Origin of the sequence: Teichococcus rhizosphaerae, assembly GCF_002631185.1 — a bacterium.
GTDB classification, from domain to species: domain Bacteria; phylum Pseudomonadota; class Alphaproteobacteria; order Acetobacterales; family Acetobacteraceae; genus Pseudoroseomonas; species Pseudoroseomonas rhizosphaerae.
The window spans coordinates 212,522-235,256 of sequence record NZ_PDNU01000003.1 but is presented as its reverse complement, the minus strand read 5'-3'; the positions used below and the strand labels follow the sequence as shown (position 1 = coordinate 235,256).

The following is a 22,735-nucleotide window of genomic DNA, read 5'->3' as shown; positions in this document are numbered from 1 at the left end:
CACGCCGGCCCGGAGAGGGCGTCAGCCGGGGTTCCCGCTGCGCTCGGGCTGGAGGCGCAGCGGCACGAAGCGCTGGCCCTGGCCGTTCTCGATCAGCATCAGCGCGCTCGGGCGGTTCTGCTTGCGCAGGCGGGCGAGCTGCTCCTGCACTTCCTGCGGGGTGGAGACGCGGTTCTGCTGCACCTCCAGGATCATGTCGCCCGCGGTCAGGCCACGCTCGGCGGCGCTGCTGCCGGGCGAGACCTCGGTGATCACCACGCCGCGCGCATCCTCGCGCAGGCTGAAGCGCTCGCGCGTCTCGGGCGAGAGCGGCGCCACCTTCAGGCCGAGGCCCGAAAGCTCCACCGCCGCGCCGGGGCGCGCCTGCTGCGGCGCGGCGCCGGCCGCGGCCTGCTGCTCGGCCGGCAGCTCCGCCACGGTGACGCGCAGCGTCTCCTCCCGGCCGTTGCGCCACACCACCACCGGCGCCTCGGTGCCCACGCTGGTCTCGGCCACGATGCGCGGCAGCTGCCGCATCTCGCGCACATCCTGGTTGTTGAACTTCAGGATGACGTCGCCGTTCTGCACGCCGCCCTTGGCGGCCGGGCCGTCCTCCTGGGCGCGGGCGACCAGCGCGCCGCGGGCGCCGCCCGGCAGGGCGAGGCTCTCGGCGATCTCGTCCGTCACCTGCTGGATGTTCACGCCCAGCCAGCCGCGCCGCACCCGCCCGCCGTCGCGGAGCTGCGCCACGACGTTTTTGGCCAGGTTGGCGGGAATGGCGAAGCCGATGCCGATGGAGCCGCCCGAGGGGGAGACGATGGCGGTGTTGATGCCGATCACCTCGCCCTTGACGTTGAACAGCGGGCCGCCGGAATTGCCGCGGTTGATGGCCGCGTCCGTCTGGATGAAGTCGTCATAGGGCCCGGCATTGATGTTGCGGCCGCGCGCCGAGACGATTCCTGAGGTGACGCTGCCGCCGAAGCCCAGCGGGTTGCCGATGGCCAGCACCCAGTCGCCCACCTCGGCGGTGTCGGAGTCGCCGAAGGGCACCACCGGCAGCGGCTTGTCGGTCTTGACCCGCAGCACGGCGAGGTCGGTGCGGCTGTCGGTGCCGACCAGCTCGGCCCTCAGCGTGGTGTTGTCGTGCAGCACCACGTTGATCTCGTCGGCGCCATCGATGACGTGGTTGTTCGTCACGATGATGCCGGACGCATCGACGATGAAGCCGGAGCCCTGGCTCTGCTGGCGGCGCGGCGGCTGGCCGGGGCGCGCGCCCGGCGGCCGGTTACGCTCGAAGAACTCGCGGAACAGCTCCTCGAAGGGACTGCCCGGCGGGGCCTGCGGCATCTCGGGCGCATCGGGGCGGTTGCCGCGCGCCTGCAGCGTCTGGCTGGTCTGGATGTTGACCACGGACGGCAGCAGCTTGCGCGCCAGCGGCGCGAAGCTTTCCGGCGTGGTGGCGACAGGACCCGGTGCCGCCGGCGTGTTGGGCGCGACGGTCGCCGGCTGGGCCACGGCACGCAATGGCTGGGCAAGCGGCACGGCGACGACCGCGGCACTCAGGATCAGGGTGGCGAGACGCATCGGCAAACCTCGCTTGAAACAAGCTGAACCCGGACGCGGATCGGTCCGGCATGGGGAGAGAATGGGGCGGGCCGGGCGGCACCGGAAGGGCAGGCCGGCCCGGCAGGGGCGGAAAAGCTGTTACAAAGAGCTTCGCCCCCGCCCGGGTTGCAACGAAGCCTGACGGCGTGCCCCGCCCTCAGGCGCGCACCAGCAGGGTGGCGGCCATCACCGCCACCACCGCGACGCCGAGCCCGGCCATGCGCAGCCGCTCCGGCGGCTGCAGCGCGAGCGTCGCCAGGGCGCGGCGCATGGCGCCGGGGAAGGCCGCGTAGAGCAGTCCCTCCAGCGCCAGCACCACGGCGAGGCCGGCCAGCACCTCCATGGCCGTCATGCGCCGGCCCGGCTCAGTTGGCCGGCGCCGCCGGCGCCGCTTCCGCGCCCGGCGTGGGCCGCACGCCAGGCAAGGGAAGGCCCGGGCGGCTCTGCCGGAAGTAGCGGAAGAACTCGGAGTCCGGCGTCAGCACCAGCCGCGTCTCGCCCTCGGAGAACGCCTCCTGATAGGCCTGCATGGAGCGGTAGAAGCCGAAGAACTCCGGGTCGCGCTGATAGGCGTCGGCGAAGATGCGGATCGCCTCCTGCTCGCCCTGGCCGCGCAGCGTGTCGGCCTGCGCCTGGCTTTCGGCCAGGATCACGGTGCGCTCGCGGTCGGCGCCCGCGCGGACACGGGCCGCCACCTCGGCGCCCTCGGCGCGCGCCTCGCGCGCCACGCGCTCGCGCTCGGACTGCATGCGCCGCAGGATGGCCTGGGTGTTCTCCTCCGGCAGGTCGGCGCGGCGGATGCGGACATCCTCCACCGCCACGCCGAAGCGGCGGGCCTCCTCGTTCACCTGACGATTGATCTCCGTCATGATCCGGGCGCGATCCGAGGACAGTACCGCCAGCAGCGGCTCGCCACCCAGCACCCGGCGCAGCGCCGAGACCACCACCGAGGACAGCCGGGCGCGGATGCCCGCCTCCTGCGCGCCCACGGTCTGGAAGAACAGCAGCGGATCGGTGATGCGGAAGCGGGTGAAGCTGTCCACGATCAGCCGGCGCTGGTCGCTCAGGATCACCTCCTCGCCCGGCGCGTCATAGTCCAGCAGCCGGCGGTCGAAGCTGATGACTGTCTGGATGAACGGGATCTTGGCGTGCAGGCCGGGCTCGTTGATCACCCGGATCGGCTCGCCGAACTGCGTCACCAGCACCTGCTCGGTCTGGTGCACCGTGAACAGCGAGGAGGCGGCGGTGGCGAGGCCCACCAGGACCACGCCGCCCAGCAGCAGCATGCGGTTCATCGGGCACCTCCCTGCGCGGCGGCGGCGGGGCGCGAGGGCGCGTCGAGCACGGCGGGCGGCGCCGGCGGCGCGGCGTCGGAGCGCGGCGGCGCCGGCTGGCGGGTGGAGCCGTCCAGCGGCAGATACGGCACCACGCCCTGCAGGCGGTCATCCACCAGCAGCTTCGGGTTGCGGCGCAGGATCTCCTCCATGGTCTCGAGGTAGAGGCGGCGGATCGTCACGTCCTGCGCCACTTGGTAGGCCGACAGGATGGAGGTGAAGCGGGAAGCCTCGCCGCGGGCGCGGGCGACCTGGCTCTCCTTGTAGCCCTCGGCCTCCTGGATCATCCGCTGCCCCTCGCCACGGGCGCGGGGGATGATGTCGTTGCGGTAGGCCTCGGCCTCGTTGCGCATGCGCTCGCGGTCGGCGTTGGCGCGCTGCACGTCGCGGAAGGTGTCGATCACCTCGGCCGGCGGCTCCACCTTCAGCAGCTGGATCTGGGTCAGCTCGATGCCCGAGCCGTACTGGTCCAGGATGAACTGGGTGCCGGTGCGCACCGCCTGCTCGATCTGCGCGCGCGCTTCCGTCAGCGCCGGCTGGATGGGGGTGCGGCCCACCACCTCGCGCATCACGCTCTCGGCGGCCAGCTTCACCGTCTGCTCGGGGTTGCGGGTGTTGAACAGGTACTCGCCAGCGTCGCGGATGCGCCAGAACACCGCGAAGTCGATGTCGATGATGTTCTCGTCGCCCGTCAGCATCAGGCTTTCCTCGATCACGTCCCGGGCGGGGACGGGCCGGGTCAGCGGCGTGTCGCCGGAGGCGCGGAAGCCGACATCGATGCGGTTGATGCGCGTCACGCGCGGGGTGGTGACGCTCTCCACCGGCCAGGGCAGGCGGTAGTTCAGGCCCGGCATGGTGGTGCGGTCGAAGGCGCCGAAGCGCATCACCACGCCCTGCTCGTCCGGCTGCACGCGGTAGATGCCGCTGGCCGCCCAGAGGCCGAGCAGCACGACGGCGCCGAGGCCGATCCAGCGGCCGGCGCCGCCGCCACCGGGCAGGAAGCGGCGGATCGCCTCCTGGGCCTGGCGGATCGCCTCGTCGAGATCAGGGCCGCCGCCGGGACCGCGCCCGCCGCCGCCGCCCTGAGGCGGTTGTCCCCAAGGTCCACCGGGGCGTGGATTGCCCCATGGGCTGCCTCCTTGGCCGGATCCGCCACTACTGTTCCAGGGCATAGGCTGGCTGCTCTCCCGTCTACTTGTGCTCCCGGCCACAGACGCTTGCGCACAGGCGGTGCATGCGCGACAGGGCCGGACCATATGTCGCCCTGTCCGGGCCGGGGCGCAATGCATCCGCATCACGCCACAGCGAGGGCGGGGCCGATATTGTCCGGTATGAAGGGGTTTTCAAGCGATGTCGGAGTCACTGTCGGAGGCCGTTCGCGCCGCCCTCGCCACGCTGCGGGACCCGGAAAGCGGCCAGGACGTCGTTTCCTCCGGCATGTTGCAGGGGCTCTCGGCGCGCGACGGTATGGTGCAGTTCGCCCTCGCCGTGCCACGCGAGCGCGCCCGCGCGCTGGAGCCGCTGCGCGCCGCGGCCGAGCGGGCCGCCGCCGCCGTGCCCGGCGTGCTGTCCGCGACCTGCGTCCTGACGGCGCACCGGGACATCCCCGCCCCCGGCCCAGCGGCGCAGGGGCACGCCCATGCCCCCGGTCACGGCCATGCCCATGCCCACGGTCCCGCCCCGGCCCCCGGTGCCGCGCGCGCCACCCGCCCCGCCCCCGGCCAGGGCCCGATGCTGCTGCCGGATGTGGGGGCGATCATCGCCGTGGCCTCGGGCAAGGGCGGCGTCGGCAAGTCCACCACGGCGGTGAACCTGGCCGTGGCGCTGGCCGCCGAGGGGCAGCGCGTCGGCCTGCTGGACGCCGACATCTACGGCCCCTCCCTGCCCCAGATGCTGGGCACGCGGGAAAAGCCGCGCGCCACGGGCGGCCGCATCATCCCGCTTTCCCGCTGGGGACTGAAGGCGATGTCGATCGGCTTCCTGGTCGAGGAGGAGACGCCGATGATCTGGCGCGGGCCCATGGTGATGGGCGCGCTCGAGCAGATGCTGGGCCAGGTGGAATGGGGCGCGCTCGACGTGCTGGTGGTGGACATGCCCCCCGGCACCGGCGACGCGCAGCTCACCATGAGCCAGCGCGTGCCGCTGGCGGGCGCCGTCATCGTCTCCACCCCGCAGGACGTGGCGCTGATCGACGCCCGGCGCGGGGTCCGGATGTTCGAGAAGGTGAAGGTCCCGGTCCTCGGGCTGATCGAGAACATGTCCTACTACTGCTGCCCGAATTGCGGCCACACGGCCAACATCTTCGGCCATGGCGGCGCGCGCGCCGAGGCGGAGCGGATGGGCGTGGAGTTCCTGGGCGAGCTGCCGCTGAAGCTCGAGATCCGCGAGCTGGCCGATGCCGGCACGCCCATCGTCATGGCGCGCCCGGAAAGCGAGGAGGCGGGCCGCTACCGCGCCATCGCGCAGCGGCTGCGGCGGAAGCTGGGCGAGGGCGGCAAGGGCCCGCGCATCCTGGTGGACTGAAGGAGGGGTGGAGCGAAGGGCGGGAGCGCGGGCAGCCTCAGCGCCCGCTCTTCGCGCCCTGGCGGGGCGGGGCGGCGCTCCTGGCCTTTCCGGTCCGCATCACGCCGCGCTGGGGCGCTGTGGAGCGGCCGAGCGCGAAGCCGCCCACGCCGGCCAGCAGCAGCAGCGCGCCGAGGTCGCCCACCATGGCATGGGCGAGCGGGATGCCCACCAGCAGCACCGCCACGCAGACCCACACCGCCAGCCAGCGGCGCCAGGCGAAGCCCGCGATCAGGCCCTTCAGCCGCCGCCACGCTCCGCGGGGCTGTTGCGCGGCCTTTCCGCGCCCGCCATTGCGGCGCGGCGCGTGCTCGGTGGTGCGGGGTGCTGCGGCCATGGCGGCCCCTCCCAGGCGGCCCCCCCCTCAGCCGGCGCGGCCAAGCTGCTCCATCAGTTCGCGCCATTCGCGCTTGGAAAGGCCGCTGGTTTCCTGCGCCACCGCCTCGCCCGCCAGCAGCCGCTTCACCACGCCCAGCATCTGCGCGGACAGGGTGACGGCGCCGAGGCGGTAGTCGCGGAAGGCTTCCGCCACCGCCGGCACCCAGGCGTCGAGCACGCCGAGCATCGCCTCGGCATAGACGCGGATCTCGTACTGGGCATGCGGGTCGGCGCGCAGGCGCAGGAAGTGCAGCAGGTTCTGGAGGTCGGTCTTCCAGTACCACTGGGTATAGGCGTTCAGCGTCAGGTTCATGCGCGCCAGCTCGCGGGCCAGGCCCTGGCGGGCGGGGTCCAGCGTGTTGCCCGCCTCGTCCAGGTTCAGCATGGCCTGGTAGTGGTCGTAGTTGCGCATGGCGTCCTGGCGCAGCAGCTCCAGCACCTCCGCCGCCTCGGCGCCCTGCAGCACCGCGCCCCGCCCCTGCCGGTTGCTGGCGGACTGCGCCGCGAGCTGCTCCGGCGCCGGCAGGTAGAACTCCCGGTCCATGATGGAATAGCGGGCCGAATACTCGTTCACGTTCGCCGTGCGGTGGCGGATCCACTGCCGGGCCACGAAGATCGGCAGCTTCACATGGAACTTGATCTCGCACATCTCGAAGGGCGTGCTGTGCCAGTGCCGCATCAGGTAGCGGATCAGGCCCCGGTCCTCGTTCGCCGCGCGAGTGCCGCGGCCATAGGAGACGCGGGCCGCCTGCACCACCGCCGCGTCGTCGCCCATGTAGTCCACGACGCGGACGAAGCCGTGGTCCAGCACCGGCAGCGGCTCGAACAGCATGGCCTCCAGCGCCGGCACGGTGGGACGCCGCGTTTCCGCCCGCGCCGCCCGCGCTTCCGAGAGTTCCTGTTGCTGCGCGGCGGTGAGTTCCATGCGATCAAACCCTGGGCGTGCGGCGCCGCCCCGGCCCTGAGGGCCACGGCGGAGCCGGAAGTCTCGGAAAAGGCGCCGGGCACGGCGAGCGTGGCCCCGGGCACCGGAAGGGCCAGCATCTAGCCAAAAGGGCGCCGCTGAACCAGCACCCATCTCGGCGGGGCGGCAGGGGGCGGAGCAAGGCCCTGGCGCGCCAGGGCATCACGCAATTTTCATGAAAATTCCTTCATCTTTTTGCGGTCGATCAATCCGCCCGCCGCTGCCGTCGGGCCATGCTCCGCGCCGAATCGGAAAGGAGGCTCCTGTCATGGTCAGCACCAGCATCTTCCCCGGCCGCTACGTGCAGGGCGCCGGCGCGCTGGAACTGCTCGGCGAGGAGGCGGCGCGCCTTGGCCGCCGGCCGCTTGCCGTGGTGGACAAGGCGGTGGCGCCGCTGCTCGGCAATTCGCTGGCCGGCCAGGATGGCGCCCCCTTCGCGCGGGAGGCCTTTGGCGGCGAGTGCTCGGAGCCCGAGATCGCCCGGCTGGAGGCGGCGGCGCGCGCGGCGGGGAACGACCTCGTCATCGGCGTCGGCGGCGGTAAGGCGCTGGACACGGCCAAGGCCGTGGCGCACGGCCTCAACCTGCCGGTGATCGTGGTGCCGAGCCTCGCCTCCACCGACGCGCCATGCAGCGCCCTGTCCGTCATCTACACGCCGGAGGGCGCCTTCCACCGCTATCTCTTCCTGCCGCACAACCCGCAGGTGGTACTGGTGGACAGCGCGCTGATCGCGCGTGCCCCGGCCCGCTTCCTGGTGGCGGGCATGGGGGATGCGCTCTCCACCTGGTTCGAGGCGGAGGATTGCCGGGTGAAGGGCGCTGGCAACATGACGGGCCGCCCCGGCAGTGCCACCGCCCATGCCCTGGCGCGCCTCTGCTACGACACGCTGCTGGAATATGGCGAGCAGGCCTTGCGCGCCTGTGAGCAGCAGGTGGTGACCCCGGCGCTTGAGCGGATCATCGAGGCCAACACCCTGCTGTCCGGCCTCGGCTTCGAGAGCGGCGGCCTTTCGGCGGCGCATGCCATCCACAACGGGCTGACGAAGCTGCACGGCACCCATGCCTACTGGCACGGGGAGAAGGTGGCGATCGGCACCCAGGCGCTCGCCATCCTGGGCGGCCGCCCGCCGGCGCTGATCGACGAGGTGTTCGGCTTCTGCGCCCGCATCGGCCTGCCTACCACCCTGGCCGGGATCGGCCTCGGCGATGCGGATGACGCGGCATTGATGCAGGCCGCCGAGGCCGCCTGCGCGCCCGGCGAGACCATCCACAACGCCCCCTACCCCGTCTCGCCCGGCGCGGTGCTGGCGGCGCTGCGGGCGGGGGACGCGATCGGCCGTGGCATGGCCTGAGCGCCTGGCGCGCGGGCGGGGCGGATTTCGGGGGCCACCCCCTCGATTTCCGCCGCAGGCCGGACTATATCTGCCCCGTCCCCTCGGGGACTATGGCGATAAACGGCATGTGGAATAAGCGTTGCGGACCCGGGGGCAGTGCCCGGCGTCTCCACCAGCATCGCCGCCAGGGATCGTCTGGCGGGCTTCTGGGGACGAAACAGGCTCGACGCGCGTGGTAAAGCCATGTCTTTTGCCCGGCATTGTACCGCCGTTATCGGGCTATATCACAAGTGCCAACGATAACAGCCGCGAGGCTGTGGCGCTCGCTGCCTAACAATAGGTAAGCGCGGTCCGGGGGGAACCGGGCAACAGAATCCCCCCACTGATTGGCCTCTCCCGTTCCTTTCCTGACCCGGGCCACTTCCCGCACCCTGGGAGCATCCGGTATGGGTCATGCGTTTTCTGGGCGTCTGCCGGGGTATGCTGCATGACGGATGAGACCAGGCAGGCGGAAAGCCTGCTGCCTTACGATCGCTGGACCGAGGACGCGATGCGCGAGGTCGCGCTGCGGGCCCTGGAGCATGCGGGCGAGCACGGCCTGCCCGGCGAGCACCATTTCTACCTGACCTTCCGCACCGACCGGCCCGGGGTTTCCATCCCCGGCCACCTCAAGGCCCGCTACCCGGAGGAGATGACCATCGTCCTCCAGCACCAGTTCTGGGACCTGAAGGTCAACCGGGAGCAAGGCTTCGTCACCGCCGGCCTTTCCTTCGGCGGCGTTCCCGCCACGCTGGTGATCCCGATCTCCGCCATCACCGCCTTCTGGGACCCGCATGTGCGGGTGGGGCTGCGCTTCCCCTCGGCCGAGGGCACGGAAGCGCCCCGCCCGGCCGCGGCGGACGCCGCCCCCGCTCCCATGGCGGAACAATCCGAGGAGGGCCCGGCGGCTCCGGCGGAGCCCGAGGGGCCCGCCCAGGTGGTGAGCCTCGACGCCTTCCGCCGCCGCCCCGCGCGGGACTGAGCGGCACCGCCCCCCGGCGGGCCGCGGACCACGCCGGGCTGGCGCATCGGTTTGCCGCATTGGTTTGTGGGGCGCGCTGCGCTACCTACCTGTCTTCCGGCGCGACGCCGCCCGCCCGGCGGCGCCCTGCCCCTGCCGTATCCGCCCTTGCCGAGCTGCCGGAGCGTCCGATGACCCCTGACAACATCCCCCCCGCCGCCCCCCTGGCCGACACCCCGCTGAACGAGACCGATGCGGGCATGCCGGTTTCCCAGCGCAGCAAGGGCTTCCTGTACTCGCCGATGCTGCCGCTGGGCGAGGACCGGACGCCCTACCGGAAGCTGCCGATCGAGGGGGTGAAGGTCATCGAGGTCGAGGGCAGGAAGGTCCTCAAGGTCTCGCCCCAGGCGCTGGAGCAGCTCGCCTTCACGGCGTGCCGGGAGGTCAGCCACTTCCTGCGTCCCGGCCACCTGCAGCAGCTCTCCAACATCCTGAAGGACCCCGAGGCGAGCGCCAATGACCGCTTCGTGGCGCTCGACCTGCTGAAGAACGCCTCCATCTCGGCCGGCGGCGTGCTGCCCATGTGCCAGGACACCGGCACCGCCATCGTCTTCGGCAAGAAGGGCCAGCGCGTCTGGGTCGAGGGCAATGAGGAGGAGGCGCTCTCCTACGGCGTCCACCGCACCTATACCGAGACGAACCTGCGCTATTCCCAGATGGCGCCGCTCTCGATGTTCGAGGAGGTGAACACCGGCAACAACCTCCCCGTCCAGTTCGACATCTACGCCTCCCCCGGCGAGCACCATGCGGACGAGTTCCACATGATGTTCGTCCTCAAGGGCGGCGGCTCGGCCAACAAGACCTTCCTCTACCAGCAGACGCGCGCCGTGCTGAACAAGCCGAAGCTGCTCGCCTTCCTGGAGGAGAAGATCAAGACGCTGGGCACCTCCGCCTGCCCGCCCTACCACCTGGCCATCGTCATCGGCGGCACCTCCGCCGAGACGACGCTGAAGACGGTGAAGCTGGCCTCCACCCGCTACCTCGACGAGCTGCCCTCGACCGGCGACAAGTCCGGCCATGGCCTGCGCGACCGCGAGCTGGAGCAGGAGGTCCACAAGCTGACGCAGAACCTGGGCATCGGCGCGCAGTTCGGCGGCAAGTATTTCTGCCACGACGTCCGCGTCATCCGCCTGCCGCGCCACGGCGCCAGCCTGCCCATCGGCATCGGCGTGTCCTGCTCGGCCGACCGGCAGATCAAGGCCAAGATCACGCCCGAGGGCGTGTTCCTGGAGGCGCTGGAGCACGACCCCGCCCGCTTCCTGCCCGAGACGACCGACGAGATCCTGGGCGGCGAGGTGGTGAAGCTCGACCTCAACCGCCCGATGGACGAGATCCGCGCCGAGCTGTCGAGGCACCCGGTCAAGACCCGCGTCTCGCTCACCGGCACCATCGTGGTGGCGCGCGACATCGCACACGCCAAGCTGCAGGAGCGGCTGGACCGCGGCGAGGGCCTGCCGCAATACCTGAAGGACCACCCGGTCTATTACGCCGGGCCCGCCAAGACGCCGGAGGGCATGCCCACCGGCTCCTTCGGCCCCACCACGGCCGGGCGCATGGACAGCTACGTCGCCGCCTTCCAGGCCGCCGGCGGCAGCCTGGTGATGCTGGCCAAGGGCAACCGCTCCAAGGCGGTGACCAATGCCTGCAAGCAACATGGCGGCTTCTATCTCGGCTCGGTCGGCGGCCCGGCGGCCCGGCTGGCCCAGGACTGCATCCGCAAGGTCGAGGTGCTGGAATATCCGGAGCTCGGCATGGAGGCCGTGTGGCGCATCGAGGTGGAGGACTTCCCCGCCTTCATCGTGGTGGACGACAAGGGCAACGACTTCTACGACGGGCTGGAGTAAGAACGGCCATGCCGGCGCTCCGCCTCCTTGGCGGCGGGGCGCCGGCAGCCCACGCCCCGCCGGCGGGCTGGCGCGTTTTCCGGCCCGGGCGGAGCGACACCGCCGGGCGCAAGCCTGCCCGCCGCCGCGGGCTGAGGAGCACCGCATGGAACGTCGCCTGATCTCCTCGGGCAGCCGGTTCGAGGACGAGATCGGCTATTCGCGCGCCGTGGTGGCGGGGGACACCATCTATGTCTCCGGCACCACCGGCTACGACTATTCCACCATGACCATCGCCGAGGGCGTGGTGGAGCAGTGCGAGCAGACCTTCCGCAACATCGCCGCCGCGCTGGAGCAGGCGGGCGCCACCATGGACGACGTGGTGCGCGTCACCTTCATTGTGCCGCGGCGGGAGGACTGGCCGCTCTGCTGGCCCGTCACCCGGAAGTGGCTGGGGACCGCCCGCCCGGCCTCCACCATGCTGCATGCGGGGCTGCAGACGGATGCCATGCGCATCGAGATCGAGGTGACGGCCCGGCTGCGGCCGGCGCCGCATGAGCCCGTACGCGGCGAGGGAGGAAGCTGAGCATGCGTTTCGCGGTGGACCGGCTGGATCACCTGGTGATCACCTGCCGGGATGTGGAGATCACGGCCTCCTGGTACCAGCGCGTGCTGGGCATGGACCGCGAGGCCTTCGGCGAGCGGCGGCGCACGGCGCTGAAGTTCGGCGGTCAGAAGATCAACCTGCGGCCCGAAACGGCGACGCAGGAGGAATGGTTCACCGGCCCCGCCGCCGCCCCCGGCGGCCAGGATCTCTGCTTCGTCGTCGCCGTGACGGCGCAGGACGTGGTGGCGCACCTGCACGAATGCGGCGTGACGGTGGAGCTGGGCCCGGTGGCCAAGGCCGGCGCCCTCGGCTCCATCACCTCCGTCTATTGCCGCGACCCGGACGGCAACCTGATCGAGCTGGCCACCTACGGCGCCCGCGCCTGAGCGCCAGCCCCGCGAGGCCGCGCCGGGCGCATGCCCGGCGCGCCACCATAGCACCTCCGGGCCGCCACATTCCGGCGCGAATCCGCGCTACACTGGGCACGCAATGCCCAGGAGGGCGACCCGAATGACCCCGTTCCGCTCCTTGTTCATGGCCGGCGCTGTTCTGGCGGCCACCGGCCTCGCCAGCCCCGGCGCCCATGCGGGGGACTGGCACCGCCACCGCGGCGGCCATGGCGGCGCGGTGGCGGCCGGCATCATCGGCGGCCTGGCCGTGGGCGCGCTGGTGGGCGGCGCCCTGGCCGCCCAGGCGCCGCCGCCCCCCGCCTATTACGCGCCGCCGCCCGCCTATCCGGTGCCCCCGCCGCCCGTGGCCTATTATGCCCCGCCCCCGGTGGCCTACTACGTCCCGCCGCCCCCGCCTCCGCCCGTGGTCTATTACGAGCCGCCGCCGGTGGCCTATTACGCCCCGCCGCCGCGCCGCCACCACGGCTGGTGAGCCATGCTTGCCGGGCGGGCCGGATTCGGTGGCGCGGCAACCTACCCGGCCCCTCCGTCGCTCCCCACCTGAGCCGCACAGCAGGAAAGGGGGCGCCATGTCCGGGACACCGACCGAAACCCGCACCGAGACGGACAGCCTCGGCACCATCGAGATCGAGGCAGGCCGCTACTGGGGCCCGCAGACGGAGCGGGCCCGCCGCCTGTTCCGGATCGGCACGGAGCGCTTCCCGCGCATCCTGATCCGCGCCGTGGGACTGCAGAAGCAGGCCGCCGCCGAGGCCAACAAGGCCCTGGGCGAGCTGCCGCCCGAGATCGCCGACCCGGTCATCGCCGCCGCCGCCGAGATCGCCGCCGGCGAGCGGGACGCCGACTTCCCGCTTCCCGTCTGGCAGACCGGCTCCGGCACCCAGACCAACATGAACGCCAACGAGGTCATCTCGAACCGCGCCAACGAGATGCTGGGCCAGCCGCTCGGCAGCCGGAAGCCCGTGCATCCGAACGATCACGTCAACCGTGGCCAGTCCTCCAACGACAGCTTCCCCACCATGATGCACATCGCCGCCACCGAGGCGGTGGAGCACCGGCTGATCCCGGCGCTGGAGGTGCTGCGCGCCGCGCTGGAGAAGCGGGCGGAGGAATGGGGCGGCATCGTGAAGGTGGGGCGCACCCACCTGATGGACGCGGTGCCGGTGACGCTGGGCCAGGAATTCGCCGCCTGGGCCGCGCAGGTGGCGCATGGCCAGGACCGGCTGCGCGCCACCCTGCCCCGGCTGCGCCTGCTGCCGCAGGGCGGCACCGCCGTCGGCACCGGCCTCAACCGCCACAGGGATTTCGACACCGCCTTCTGCGAGCGGGTGCGCGCGCTGACGGGGCTCGACTTCCAGCCCAACCCGAACAAGTTCGAGGGCATGGGGGCGGAGGATTCCTTTGTGGAGCTTTCCGGGGCGCTGAACACCCTGGCCGTGTCACTCACCAAGATCGGCAACGACATCCGCCTGCTCGGCAGCGGCCCGCGCTCCGGCTTTTCCGAGCTGCTGATCCCGGCGGACGGGCTGTCCTCCTCCATCATGCCGGGCAAGACCAACCCGACGCAGTCCGAGGCGCTGACCATGGTGGCGGCGCAGGTGATGGGCAACCACACCGCCATCACCGTGGCGGGCGCGCAGGGGCACCTGGAGCTGAACGTCTTCAAGCCCGTCATCATCAACGCCACGCTGCAATCCGTGGCGCTGCTGGCCGATGCCGCCGAGAGCTTCGCGCATAACATGGTGGACAAGCTGGAGCCGAACCGCGACCGCATCGCCGAGAACCTGGCCAAGTCGCTGATGCTGGTGACGGTGCTGAACCCGCGCATCGGCTATGACAAGGCCGTCCAGATCGGCAAGAAGGCGCTGGCCGAGAACCTGACGCTGCGGGATGCCGCCGACCGGCTCGGCTATGTCAGCCCTGCGGATTTCGACGAATGGGTGAAGCCCGAGCAGATGGTCAGCCCCGGCGCCACCCTGGCCGGTGCCGGGTGACCGGCCTCCGATGACCGGCCTCCGATGACCGGCCTCCGATGACCGGCGCCTATCTCCAGAAGCGGTCCTTCACCCTGGCCGGCCACCGCACCAGCGTGGCGCTGGAGCCCGCCTTCTGGAATGCGCTGGAGACGATGGCGGCGGCCGAGGGGCTCGCCCTCTCGGCGCTGGTGCAGCGGCTCGACGCGGCGCGGGAGGACCCAGAGCTACCGCTGGCCAGCGCCTTGCGGGTGGCGGCGCTGCTCGGCCGCCGCCAGGCTGGCTGAGGCGGGGTTCCTCAGCCCTTCTCGCGCATCAGCCGCGCCTTGTCGCGCTGCCAGTCGCGGGCGGCGATGGCGTGGCGCTTGTCGGCCTTGTTCTTGCCCTCGCCCAGGCCGAGGACGACCTTGGCGATGCCGCGGTCGTTGAACAGGATCTCGAGCGGCACCAGCGTGACACCCTCGCGCGCCACGGCGCCCAGCAGGCTCTCCACCTGCTTCTTCTTCAGCAGCAGCTTGCGCGGCCGGCGCGGCTCGAAATGCGAGACGAAGCTGCCCGCCTGCCATTCGGGGATGTAGCTGTTGAACAGCCACAGCTCGCCATCCCGCTCGCCCGCCCAGGCCTCGGCGATGGCGGCGCGGCCGGCGCGCAGCGACTTCACCTCCGGCCCCAGCAGCACCAGCCCGGCCTCGTAGGTGTCGCCGATCTTGTAGTCGAAGCGCGCCTTGCGGTTCTGCGCGGCGGTGCCGTGGGAGATCAGCGATTTCTTGCGGGGCTCGGCCATTGTTCTCTCAGTCTCGCCCCCGCCCGTGGCGGGGATGCTGGGGTGGGGAGGAACGGCGTCCTTCCCGCCCCGGTTTCAGCGCGGCGGCGGCTCCGGTCCGGCCGGGCCGTCAGTTCAGCAGCCCGGCGCTCACCATGGCGGCCTTCACGCGGGCGCGGGTGCCCTCGGCCACGGGCGCCATGGGCAGGCGGCAGAAGGCCGAGGACTTGGCCAGCAGGCTGGCGGCATACTTCACCGGGCCGGGCGAGGTCTCGCAGAACATCGCGTCGTGCAGGGGGGTCAGCCGGTCCTGGATGGCCATCGCCTCCCCGATCCGCCCCGCCTCCCAGGCGGCGTGCATCTCGGCGCAGAGCCGCGGCGCCACATTGGCCGTCACGCTGATGCAGCCCACGCCGCCGGCGGCGCGGAAGGCGAGCGCCGTGTGGTCCTCGCCCGAGAGCTGGCAGAAATCGGTGCCGCAGGCCAGGCGCGTGTGCAGCGGGCGGGTCAGGTTCGCCGTCGCGTCCTTCACGCCCACGATGTTGGGGTGCTTCGCCAGCCGCGCCATGGTTTCGACCGACATGTCGATCACGCTGCGGGGCGGGATGTTGTAGATGATGATCGGCAGGTCAACCGCATCGGCGATGGCGGTGAAGTGCAGGTACAGCCCCTCCTGCGTCGGCTTGTTGTAGTAGGGCGTCACCACCAGCGCCGCGTCCGCCCCCGCCTCCTTGGCGTGGCGGGTCAGCGCGATGGCCTCGGCCGTGCTGTTGCTGCCGGCGCCGGCGATCACCGGCACCCGCCCGCCCGCCGCCTCGACGCAGAGCTCCACCACGCGGCGGTGCTCGTCATGCGACAGGGTCGGGCTCTCGCCGGTGGTGCCGACGGGGATCAGGCCGGCGGTGCCCTCGACCACCTGCCAGTCCACGAATTCCTGGAAGGCTTTCTCGTCCACGGCGCCGGCCTCGGTCATCGGCGTGATCAGCGCGACGAGGGATCCCTTGAACATCGGACGAAAACTTTCCTTCCCGGGGTGGCGAGGCGAGCGCGGCGGGAAGCGGCAGGTCATGCCGCCCGCCATCGAGGCAGAGGCCGGAAGCTAGGCGCGGCGAGGGCGCCACACAAGCGGCGCGCGCGCATGGTTGCCCTTCGGCCAGGCGGGACAAGGCGGGGCCGATCGGCTAGGCTGCGCCGCCATGTTCCCCGCGCCGCGCCGCCCCGCCCTCCGCACCGTCCCGCGCCACCGCCTGCCCGCCGCCCCGTTGCTGGCCGTGGCCCTTCTCGCTTGCGGCCTCGGGGCGCCGGCCCGGGCGCAGCCCTGGGCCCCGGAAGGCGCCCGCGCCACCGGCCGCGCCGCCATGGTGGCCGCCCAGGCCGGCCGCTGGAGCGAGGCCGAGAGCATCGCCAGCCAGGGCGCGGACCCGCTGGCGGCGAAGATCTTCGCCTGGCTGCGGCTGCAGGTGCGCGGGCTGGCCACGGCGCAGGAGATCGCCGACTTCACCGCCGCCAACCCGGCCTGGCCCCTCCGGCAGAGCCTGACGTTGCGCGGCGAGGAAAGCCTGCCCGTGCTGGCCGACGACGCGCTGGTCCTGCGCCTCTTCGCCCATGTCCCGCCGCGCGGGCTGGTGGCGGTGCGGCAATATGCCGAGGCCCTGCAGCGCCGGGGCGACGCCGCGGCCGCCCAGCGCGCCCTGCGGGAAGGCTGGCGCGACGCCCCGGCCGACCCGGGGGCCGAGCCCGGCTTCCTGGCCGCCTTCGGCACCGTGCTGACGCCGGCCGACCACCAGGCCCGCTATGAGCGCCTGGGCTGGACCCGACAGGGTGCCGCCGCCGCGCGCATGCTGCCCCTGTTGCCACCCGAGACCCGCCTTTCCGCCGAGCTGCGCCTGGCCATGGCCGCGGAGCAGCCGGGCGCCGAGGCCGGCGCCGCCGCCCACGCCGCCGGGGATCTCGGCCTTTCGCTGGAGCTGGCCCGCTACCTGCGCCGCCAGGAGCGCGACCGCGAGGCCGCCGCCGTGTGGCAGCGCGCCGAGCCCTTGCAGAACGACCTGTCCCCCCTGGCGGCCCGCACCATCTGGACAGAGCGGCAGGTGCTCGCGCGCAAGCTGCTGCGGCTGGGCGACGTGCCGGCCGCCTACCGCGTCGCCGCCGCGCATGGCCAGAGCGAGGGCGAGGGGCTGCACGATGCGGAGTTCCTGGCCGGCTTCATCGCGCTCCGGCGGCTGGAGGACCCGGCGCGCGCCGCGCGCCACTTCGCCGTGCTGGGGCGGGGCAGCGAAAGCGTCATCACCAATGCGCGGGCGCATTACTGGCGGGGCCGCGCGGCCGCGGCGCAGGGCCAGGCCGAGGCGGCGCGCGGCCACTACGCCGCCGCCGCCGGCCTGCCCGCCGCCTTCTACGGGCAGCTCGGCGCCCTGGCGCTGGGCGAGAGCGCGCCGCAGCTCGCCGCGCGCATCGCCGCCACCCGCGCGCCGCAGCCCGCCCCCGGCGCCGCCGAGGCGTTTCTCGGCAAGGAGCTGGCCCAGGCGGTGCTGACGCTCGCCGATCTCGGCGACACCGACCGCACCCGCGCCTTCCTGCTGCGGCTGGAGGAAACGGCGCCGGACGCCGCCGAGCGGGTGCTGACGGCGCGGCTGGCCAACAGCATCGGCCGCCCGGACCACGCGGTGTGGGTGGCGCGCCGCGCCGGCGCGGACGGGGTGATGCTGCTGCCCGAGGGCTGGCCCGCGCCCTACGCCCTGCCTTCCGGGGCCGCGGTGGAGCCCGCCTTCGTCTATGCCGTGACGCGGCAGGAAAGCAATTTCGACCCAGCCGCCGTATCCCCGGCCAATGCGCGCGGGCTGATGCAGCTGCTGCCCGCCACCGCCAGCGGCGTGGCGCGGCAGCTCGGCGTGGCGCACCAGGCGAGCTGGCTGACCACCCAGCCCGAGCACAACATGCAGCTCGGCGCGCAATACCTGGCCGACCAGCTCGCCCGCTTCGGTAACCTCGCCATGGCGGCGGCGGCCTACAATGCCGGGCCGCGCCGGGTGGATGAATGGCTCCTCACCTATGGCGACCCGCGCCTGCCCGGACAGGCCGGCGGCGCCGACATGATCGACTGGATCGAGCAGATCCCCTTCTCCGAGACCCGCAACTACGCCCAGCGCGTGGTGGAGAACGCCGTCATCTACCGCGCCCTGGCCGGCGAGGGCGCGCTCGACCATCCGCTGAAGCCCTGGTTGCCGGTGGGGGTGGCGCGCTGATGCCCGAATCCGCCACGCCCCTGCCCGCCCCCGCCCCCGCCCCCCTCCCCGCCCTGGCCGGAGGCGCGCTGCTGCCGCGGCTGGTGGCCAGCATGGGCGGCATCGGCCATCTGCGCCCGGCGCCGGGAAGCTGGGGCTCCGCCCTGGTGCTGCCGGCGGCGCTGCTGGGGCCGGAGGGCTGCCTCGCCCTCGCCGCCCTGCTCTCGCTGCTCGGCTGGTGGGCGCTGGAGCGGCTGCCCGCCGCCAAGGCCGATCCCGGCTGGGTGGTGGTGGATGAGGGCGCCGGCCAGTGCCTCGCCCTCGCCGCTCTGCCGGCGGCGGCCGGCGCGCCGGGGCTGATCCTGGCCTTCCTGCTGTTCCGCCTGTTCGACATCACCAAGCCCGGCCCGGTGGGCTGGGCGGACCGCCAGAAGGGCAGCACGGGCGTGATGCTGGACGACCTCATCGCCGGCGCCATGGCCGCCGCGCTGATCCTGGCGCTGCGCGCGGCGAGCCCGTTCTGGGCCCCCGCCCTCGGCCTGCCGGAGATGGGGTTCTGACCATGCTCGACGACGCCATCCGCGCCCGGGCCGCCCTGCTGCTGGAGGAACTCCAGGCCCGTGGCCTGACGCTCGCCACCGCCGAGAGCTGCACCGGCGGGCTGGTTTCCGCCGTGCTGACGGCCGTGCCGGGCTCATCCGCCACGCTGCTCGCGGGCTACGTCACCTATTCCAACGGCGCCAAGGCGCGGATGCTGGGCGTGCCGCAGGAGATGCTGGCGGCGCATGGCGCCGTTTCCGAGCCGGTGGCGCGCGCCATGGCGGAGGGCGCGCTGCGCGATTCGGGCGCCGACCTCGCCGTTTCGCTCACCGGAATCGCAGGCCCGGGCGGGGCCACGCCCGGCAAGCCGGTGGGGCTGGTGCATCTGGCGGCGAGCCGGCGCGGCGGCGGCACCCTCCACCGGCGCTGCGTCTTTCCGGGCGACCGGGACGCGGTGCGCGCGGCCAGCGTGGCCATGGCCCTCGAGATGGTGGGGCGGCAGGCCCGGGCGGATGCGGCCGCGCCGCCCGCTTGACGGCGCCTCCCCCGCGCGGCGCGCCGGGCGGACGGGGTGCCGCCCTCGCGGCATCGGGAATTCACCGCCGCGCTTCCGGCCTTTATGACGCAGCCGCCGGACTGGCGCGGCGTGCGGGCACGCCGCCGCGCGCCCCATGGCCCGGGCAGGTGACTTCATGGATTCGACTCAGGAATTGACCATACGCCTGCGCCAGCAGGCGCTGATCGCGGAGCTCGGCCTCGCCGCCCTGCGGGGCGGGACGTTGCAGGCGCTGCTGGAGATGGCGGCGCGGCTGGCGGCCAGCGGAACGGGGGCCCCCTTCGGCAAGGTGCTGGAATACCAGCCGCAGGAGGGCGCCTTCCTGCTGCGCGCCGGCATTGGCTGGCGCGAGGGCAGCGTCGGCGCCGCGCGCATCGGCGGCGGGCCGGAAAGCCCGGCGGGGCTTGCCTTCGCCAGCGGCGAGCCCGTCATCTCCAACGACCTGGCGGGCGAGCGCCGGTTCCGCGCGCCGCCCCTGATGGCCGCGCACGCCCTCCGCAGCGCCGTGAGCGTGGTGATCCGCGGCGCGGCCGGGCCGTTCGGCGTCCTGGAGGTGGACAGCCAGGAGGGTGGCGCCTTCACCGCGCCTGACGCGACCTTCCTGGAAGCCCTGGCCCACACGCTGGCCCTGGCGGTGGACCGCGAGCGGCGGGAGCGCGAGCTGGCGCGGCTCGCCGCCCTTTCCGCCGACCATGCCCGCGAGGCGGAGGAGGCGCGGGCCACGCGCGACGGGCTGCTGCGCGAGAAGGAGCTGCTGCTGCGGGAGGTGGACCACCGGGTGCGGAACAGCCTGACGGTCACGCGATCCCTGCTCTCGCTGCAGGCCCGCCTTTCCCCCGACGGCACGCGGGAGGCGCTGGAGGAGGCGACGCAGCGCGTTTCCACCATTGCTCTGGTGCATGACAGGCTCTACCGGGCGGATCGCATCGGCACGGTGGAACTGGGCAGCTACCTCCGCGGCCTGTGCGGCGACCTCGACCGCTCCACCGGGCTCGGCGACTCCGGCCGCGCCCTCCAGGTGCTGGCCGATGCGCCCGAATGCTTGGCCGACCACGCCATCACCATCGGCCTCGTCGTCACCGAGGTGGTGAGCAACGCCGCCAAGCACGGCGCCGGCGCCGTCCGCGTCCGGTGCCTGCGCGACCCCGCCACGGGCGGCCTGCGGCTGGAGGTGGAGGATGAGGGGGTGGGCCTGCCGCCGGGCTTCGACCCGGCGGAAAGCGACGGGCTGGGGATGCGCCTGATCCTGGCGTTGAGCCAGAAGCTGGGCGGCGAGCCGCGCTGGAACGGCCCCGCCTTCCGTCTCGACATCCCCGATCCCGCCACGCTGCTGGACTAGGCTTCCATGATTCCGCGCCGAAAGGGCGCGCGCCGGCCACCTTGCCGCTGGCGCCGTTCGCGGAACGCGGCTAAGAGCGCACCGCCATGATGACCGTCCTGCTCGTCCTGCACCTGTTCGTGACCCTCGCGCTGATCGGCGTCGTCCTGCTGCAGCGCAGCGAGGGCGGCGGGCTCGGCATCGGCTCCTCGCAGGGCATGGGGTCGTTCATGAGCGGCCGCGGCACCGCCAACCTGCTGACCCGCACCACCGGCGTCCTCGCCACGCTGTTCATGGTGCTGGCGCTCGCCATGGCGCTGCTGGGCCGCGGCGAGGCCCAGCGCGGCTCGATCCTGGATGCGCCGCCGCCGCCCGCGGCCACGGGCGAGCAGCCGCTCCAGCCCGGCGCCGCCCCGGGAACGGCCGCCCCGGCCCAGCCGGCGGCACCGCCACCGGCCTCGGTGCCCACCAACTGAGGATCGCGAATCGGGCGCCGGGGTCACCCCCAGGCGCCCGAACCGTTTTAATGGAGGCCCCGCTTCGGCGGCGCCGCCACCCCCGGGTCCGGCCGGACCCCTGCACTTTGGAAACATCAGCCTTGCCGTGCCACCGGGTTCCCGGCGGCCGCGCGGCGCGTTAGAAAGGTCGCCCATGACGCGGTTCGTATTCATCACCGGCGGCGTGGTTTCCTCTCTCGGCAAGGGCATCGCGGCGGCAAGCCTCGGCGCGCTCCTGCAGGCGCGGGGCTACAAGGTCCGCATTCGCAAGCTCGACCCCTACCTCAACGTCGATCCGGGCACGATGAGCCCGTATCAGCATGGCGAGGTCTTCGTCACCGACGATGGCGCCGAGGCCGATCTCGACCTCGGCCACTATGAGCGCTTCACCGGCGTGCACGCGACCAAGGGGGACAGCTTCACCTCGGGGCGCATCTACGCCGAGGTGATCGCCAAGGAGCGGCGCGGCGACTATCTGGGCGGCACCGTGCAGGTGATCCCCCACATCACCGACGCCATCAAGGACGCCGCCAAGGCGGACACGGACGGGCTCGACTTCGTGCTGGTCGAGGTGGGCGGCACGGTGGGCGACATCGAGAGCCTGCCCTTCCTGGAGGCGCTGCGCCAGCTGCACAACGAGCTGGGCCCGCAGCGCAGCCTGTTCATGCACCTGACGCTGGTGCCCTACATCCCCTCCGCCGGCGAGCTGAAGACCAAGCCGACGCAGCATTCCGTGAAGGAGCTGCTCGGCCTCGGCATCCAGCCGCAGATCCTGCTCTGCCGCTGCGACCGGCCGATCCCGGAGAACGAGCGCCGCAAGATCGCGCTGTTCTGCAACGTGCGCCCCGAGAGCGTGATCCCGGCGCTCGACGCCAGCTCGATCTACGCCGTGCCGCTGCAGTACCACCAGGAAGGGCTGGACCGCGAGGTGCTGCGGCATTTCGGCCTGTCCATCTACGGCGAGCCGGACCTGTCCAACTGGCAGCGCATCGTCCACCGGCTGGAGAACCCGGAGGGCGAGGTGAAGATCGCGGTGGTGGGCAAGTACATCACCCTGCTCGACGCCTACAAGTCGCTGGCCGAGGCGCTGGCGCATGGCGGCATCCAGCACGGCGTGAAGGTGAAGCTGGACTGGGTGGACAGCCAGATCTTCGAGACGCCGAACGCCGTCGAGCGGCTGTCCGGCGTGCATGGCATCCTCGTCCCCGGCGGCTTCGGCGAGCGTGGCGCGGAAGGCAAGATCGAGGCGGTGCGCTTCGCCCGCGAGCGCAAGATCCCCTTTCTCGGCATCTGCTTCGGCATGCAGATGGCGGTGATCGAGGCGGCGCGGAACCTGGTCGGGCTGGAGAAGGCCTCCTCCACCGAGTTCGGCCCGAGCGAGGAGCCGGTGGTCGGCCTGCTCACCGAGTGGCTGCGCGGCAATGAGCGGGAGAAGCGCCACGCCGAGGGCGACCTGGGCGGCACCATGCGCCTCGGCGCCTACCCGGCGGCGCTGGCCGAGGGGTCGCTGGTGCGCAAGGTCTATGGCCAGGCGCAGATCGAGGAGCGCCACCGCCACCGCTACGAGGTGAACATCGGCTACCGCGAGCGGCTGGAGGAGGCGGGGCTGCGCTTCTCCGGCCTGTCGCCGGACGGCCTGCTGCCCGAGATCGTCGAGTATCCGGACCATCCCTGGTTCATCGGCGTGCAGTACCACCCGGAGCTGAAGTCGAAGCCCTTCCAGCCGCATCCGCTCTTCGCGGGCTTCGTCGGCGCGGCGGTGAAGCAGGCGCGCCTCGTCTGAGGCGGCACCTGGCCGCCGTGCCGCCC

The 22,735-nt window shown here is 72.6% G+C and carries 23 protein-coding genes and 1 other RNA gene; 16 read left to right on the top strand and 8 right to left on the bottom strand.

Features of this window, described 5'->3' with window-relative positions; genetic code table 11:
- Positions 1 to 21 precede the first annotated feature (21 nt).
- The 4 genes from CR162_RS03515 to hflK form a co-directional block, all read right to left on the bottom strand.
- Complete coding sequence (locus tag CR162_RS03515; RefSeq protein ID WP_099094141.1) at positions 22 to 1,563, bottom strand: DegQ family serine endoprotease; 1,542 nt, start codon at positions 1,561 to 1,563, stop codon at positions 22 to 24.
- Positions 1,564 to 1,741: 178 nt separating this feature from the next.
- Positions 1,742 to 1,936: a DUF2065 domain-containing protein gene (locus CR162_RS03510; protein ID WP_099094140.1), complete on the bottom strand. Its 195-nt coding sequence runs from the start codon at positions 1,934 to 1,936 to the stop codon at positions 1,742 to 1,744.
- A gap of 13 nt (positions 1,937 to 1,949) precedes the next feature.
- The gene (gene hflC, locus CR162_RS03505; RefSeq protein WP_099094139.1) at positions 1,950 to 2,879 is read right to left on the bottom strand and encodes a protease modulator HflC; all 930 of its coding nucleotides are present in this window, start codon (positions 2,877 to 2,879) and stop codon (positions 1,950 to 1,952) included.
- Positions 2,876 to 4,090, bottom strand: a complete 1,215-nt coding sequence (gene hflK, locus CR162_RS03500; RefSeq protein WP_099094138.1) for an FtsH protease activity modulator HflK — start codon at positions 4,088 to 4,090, stop codon at positions 2,876 to 2,878. The genes hflC and hflK overlap by 4 nt, the downstream gene beginning before the upstream one ends.
- A 178-nt stretch (positions 4,091 to 4,268) precedes the next feature.
- Between hflK and CR162_RS03495 the strand changes: the two genes are divergently transcribed.
- Positions 4,269 to 5,441 (top strand): Mrp/NBP35 family ATP-binding protein, encoded by a 1,173-nt coding sequence (locus tag CR162_RS03495; RefSeq protein WP_099094137.1) that lies wholly within the window; start codon positions 4,269 to 4,271, stop codon positions 5,439 to 5,441.
- Between the two features lie 37 nt (positions 5,442 to 5,478).
- Here CR162_RS03495 and CR162_RS03490 read toward each other — a convergent pair whose 3' ends face one another.
- Entirely contained in the window at positions 5,479 to 5,817 is a 339-nt protein-coding gene (locus CR162_RS03490) for a hypothetical protein (protein WP_099094136.1), read from the bottom strand.
- A 27-nt stretch (positions 5,818 to 5,844) separates the two neighbouring features.
- Positions 5,845 to 6,783 carry an FAD-dependent thymidylate synthase gene (gene thyX, locus CR162_RS03485; RefSeq protein WP_099094135.1) on the bottom strand — a complete coding sequence of 313 codons (939 nt, stop codon included), beginning with the start codon at positions 6,781 to 6,783 and terminating at the stop codon, positions 5,845 to 5,847.
- A gap of 307 nt (positions 6,784 to 7,090) precedes the next feature.
- Here thyX and CR162_RS03480 point away from each other — a divergent pair, with 307 nt between their 5' ends.
- The 9 genes from CR162_RS03480 (at position 7,091) to CR162_RS03440 (ending at position 14,315) form a co-directional block, all read left to right on the top strand.
- Positions 7,091 to 8,173: a glycerol dehydrogenase gene (locus tag CR162_RS03480; RefSeq protein WP_099094134.1), complete on the top strand. Its 1,083-nt coding sequence runs from the start codon at positions 7,091 to 7,093 to the stop codon at positions 8,171 to 8,173.
- A gap of 38 nt (positions 8,174 to 8,211) precedes the next feature.
- Positions 8,212 to 8,539: a transfer-messenger RNA gene (gene ssrA / locus CR162_RS03475) on the top strand.
- A 103-nt stretch (positions 8,540 to 8,642) separates the two neighbouring features.
- Positions 8,643 to 9,176: an SspB family protein gene (locus CR162_RS03470; protein WP_099094133.1), complete on the top strand. Its 534-nt coding sequence runs from the start codon at positions 8,643 to 8,645 to the stop codon at positions 9,174 to 9,176.
- A gap of 239 nt (positions 9,177 to 9,415) precedes the next feature.
- On the top strand, positions 9,416 to 11,059 hold the full coding sequence (locus CR162_RS03465; protein ID WP_099094300.1) for a fumarate hydratase: 1,644 nt from the start codon (positions 9,416 to 9,418) through the stop codon (positions 11,057 to 11,059).
- A 145-nt stretch (positions 11,060 to 11,204) separates the two neighbouring features.
- A complete protein-coding gene (locus CR162_RS03460; RefSeq protein WP_099094132.1) occupies positions 11,205 to 11,624 on the top strand; it encodes a RidA family protein in 420 nt (139 codons plus the stop codon).
- A 2-nt stretch (positions 11,625 to 11,626) separates the two neighbouring features.
- Entirely contained in the window at positions 11,627 to 12,031 is a 405-nt protein-coding gene (locus tag CR162_RS03455) for a VOC family protein (protein ID WP_099094131.1), read from the top strand.
- A gap of 124 nt (positions 12,032 to 12,155) precedes the next feature.
- Entirely contained in the window at positions 12,156 to 12,527 is a 372-nt protein-coding gene (locus tag CR162_RS03450) for a hypothetical protein (RefSeq protein WP_099094130.1), read from the top strand.
- A gap of 97 nt (positions 12,528 to 12,624) precedes the next feature.
- On the top strand, positions 12,625 to 14,049 hold the full coding sequence (locus CR162_RS03445; RefSeq protein ID WP_099094129.1) for a class II fumarate hydratase: 1,425 nt from the start codon (positions 12,625 to 12,627) through the stop codon (positions 14,047 to 14,049).
- 38 nt (positions 14,050 to 14,087) lie between these two features.
- Complete coding sequence (locus tag CR162_RS03440; RefSeq protein WP_099094128.1) at positions 14,088 to 14,315, top strand: ribbon-helix-helix domain-containing protein; 228 nt, start codon at positions 14,088 to 14,090, stop codon at positions 14,313 to 14,315.
- Between the two features lie 11 nt (positions 14,316 to 14,326).
- Here the strand turns inward: CR162_RS03440 and smpB are convergent, their stop codons facing one another.
- Both smpB and dapA read right to left on the bottom strand, forming a co-directional pair.
- A complete protein-coding gene (gene smpB, locus CR162_RS03435; protein WP_099094127.1) occupies positions 14,327 to 14,812 on the bottom strand; it encodes an SsrA-binding protein SmpB in 486 nt (161 codons plus the stop codon).
- A gap of 109 nt (positions 14,813 to 14,921) precedes the next feature.
- Positions 14,922 to 15,800 (bottom strand): 4-hydroxy-tetrahydrodipicolinate synthase, encoded by an 879-nt coding sequence (gene dapA / locus CR162_RS03430; RefSeq protein ID WP_099094126.1) that lies wholly within the window; start codon positions 15,798 to 15,800, stop codon positions 14,922 to 14,924.
- 187 nt (positions 15,801 to 15,987) lie between these two features.
- Between dapA and CR162_RS03425 the strand changes: the two genes are divergently transcribed.
- The 6 genes from CR162_RS03425 to CR162_RS03400 all read left to right on the top strand — a co-directional run bounded on the left by CR162_RS03425 (position 15,988) and on the right by CR162_RS03400 (position 22,709).
- Entirely contained in the window at positions 15,988 to 18,036 is a 2,049-nt protein-coding gene (locus CR162_RS03425) for a lytic transglycosylase domain-containing protein (protein WP_099094125.1), read from the top strand.
- Positions 18,036 to 18,575 (top strand): phosphatidylglycerophosphatase A family protein, encoded by a 540-nt coding sequence (locus tag CR162_RS03420; RefSeq protein WP_099094124.1) that lies wholly within the window; start codon positions 18,036 to 18,038, stop codon positions 18,573 to 18,575. The genes CR162_RS03425 and CR162_RS03420 overlap by 1 nt, the downstream gene beginning before the upstream one ends.
- Positions 18,576 to 18,577: 2 nt before the next feature.
- Positions 18,578 to 19,090, top strand: coding sequence for a CinA family protein (locus tag CR162_RS03415; protein WP_099094123.1), 513 nt, complete (start codon positions 18,578 to 18,580; stop codon positions 19,088 to 19,090).
- 157 nt (positions 19,091 to 19,247) lie between these two features.
- Positions 19,248 to 20,450, top strand: coding sequence for a histidine kinase dimerization/phosphoacceptor domain -containing protein (locus CR162_RS03410; RefSeq protein ID WP_176559696.1), 1,203 nt, complete (start codon positions 19,248 to 19,250; stop codon positions 20,448 to 20,450).
- Positions 20,451 to 20,536: 86 nt separating this feature from the next.
- Positions 20,537 to 20,905, top strand: coding sequence for a preprotein translocase subunit SecG (secG, locus tag CR162_RS03405; RefSeq protein ID WP_099094121.1), 369 nt, complete (start codon positions 20,537 to 20,539; stop codon positions 20,903 to 20,905).
- A 175-nt stretch (positions 20,906 to 21,080) separates the two neighbouring features.
- Positions 21,081 to 22,709, top strand: coding sequence for a CTP synthase (locus tag CR162_RS03400; protein ID WP_099094120.1), 1,629 nt, complete (start codon positions 21,081 to 21,083; stop codon positions 22,707 to 22,709).
- Positions 22,710 to 22,735 lie beyond the last annotated feature (26 nt).

Excerpts from the sequence above, each read along its gene's own strand:
- CR162_RS03400 (WP_099094120.1), top strand. The coding sequence starts at position 21,081 with ATGACGCGGTTCGTATTCATCACCGGCGGCGTGGTTTCCTCTCTCGGC.
- CR162_RS03465 (WP_099094300.1), top strand. The coding sequence starts at position 9,416 with ATGCCGGTTTCCCAGCGCAGCAAGGGCTTCCTGTACTCGCCGATGCTG.
- CR162_RS03445 (WP_099094129.1), top strand. The coding sequence starts at position 12,625 with ATGTCCGGGACACCGACCGAAACCCGCACCGAGACGGACAGCCTCGGC.
- secG (WP_099094121.1), top strand. The coding sequence starts at position 20,537 with ATGATGACCGTCCTGCTCGTCCTGCACCTGTTCGTGACCCTCGCGCTG.
- CR162_RS03490 (WP_099094136.1), bottom strand. The coding sequence starts at position 5,817 with ATGGCCGCAGCACCCCGCACCACCGAGCACGCGCCGCGCCGCAATGGC.
- hflC (WP_099094139.1), bottom strand. The coding sequence starts at position 2,879 with ATGAACCGCATGCTGCTGCTGGGCGGCGTGGTCCTGGTGGGCCTCGCC.
- CR162_RS03440 (WP_099094128.1), top strand. The coding sequence starts at position 14,088 with ATGACCGGCGCCTATCTCCAGAAGCGGTCCTTCACCCTGGCCGGCCAC.
- CR162_RS03510 (WP_099094140.1), bottom strand. The coding sequence starts at position 1,936 with ATGACGGCCATGGAGGTGCTGGCCGGCCTCGCCGTGGTGCTGGCGCTG.
- CR162_RS03470 (WP_099094133.1), top strand. The coding sequence starts at position 8,643 with ATGACGGATGAGACCAGGCAGGCGGAAAGCCTGCTGCCTTACGATCGC.
- thyX (WP_099094135.1), bottom strand. The coding sequence starts at position 6,783 with ATGGAACTCACCGCCGCGCAGCAACAGGAACTCTCGGAAGCGCGGGCG.
- dapA (WP_099094126.1), bottom strand. The coding sequence starts at position 15,800 with ATGTTCAAGGGATCCCTCGTCGCGCTGATCACGCCGATGACCGAGGCC.
- CR162_RS03495 (WP_099094137.1), top strand. The coding sequence starts at position 4,269 with ATGTCGGAGTCACTGTCGGAGGCCGTTCGCGCCGCCCTCGCCACGCTG.
- CR162_RS03460 (WP_099094132.1), top strand. The coding sequence starts at position 11,205 with ATGGAACGTCGCCTGATCTCCTCGGGCAGCCGGTTCGAGGACGAGATC.
- CR162_RS03425 (WP_099094125.1), top strand. The coding sequence starts at position 15,988 with ATGTTCCCCGCGCCGCGCCGCCCCGCCCTCCGCACCGTCCCGCGCCAC.
- CR162_RS03480 (WP_099094134.1), top strand. The coding sequence starts at position 7,091 with ATGGTCAGCACCAGCATCTTCCCCGGCCGCTACGTGCAGGGCGCCGGC.
- CR162_RS03455 (WP_099094131.1), top strand. The coding sequence starts at position 11,627 with ATGCGTTTCGCGGTGGACCGGCTGGATCACCTGGTGATCACCTGCCGG.
- CR162_RS03420 (WP_099094124.1), top strand. The coding sequence starts at position 18,036 with ATGCCCGAATCCGCCACGCCCCTGCCCGCCCCCGCCCCCGCCCCCCTC.
- CR162_RS03450 (WP_099094130.1), top strand. The coding sequence starts at position 12,156 with ATGACCCCGTTCCGCTCCTTGTTCATGGCCGGCGCTGTTCTGGCGGCC.
- smpB (WP_099094127.1), bottom strand. The coding sequence starts at position 14,812 with ATGGCCGAGCCCCGCAAGAAATCGCTGATCTCCCACGGCACCGCCGCG.
- CR162_RS03515 (WP_099094141.1), bottom strand. The coding sequence starts at position 1,563 with ATGCGTCTCGCCACCCTGATCCTGAGTGCCGCGGTCGTCGCCGTGCCG.
- CR162_RS03415 (WP_099094123.1), top strand. The coding sequence starts at position 18,578 with ATGCTCGACGACGCCATCCGCGCCCGGGCCGCCCTGCTGCTGGAGGAA.
- hflK (WP_099094138.1), bottom strand. The coding sequence starts at position 4,090 with ATGCCCTGGAACAGTAGTGGCGGATCCGGCCAAGGAGGCAGCCCATGG.
- CR162_RS03410 (WP_176559696.1), top strand. The coding sequence starts at position 19,248 with ATGGATTCGACTCAGGAATTGACCATACGCCTGCGCCAGCAGGCGCTG.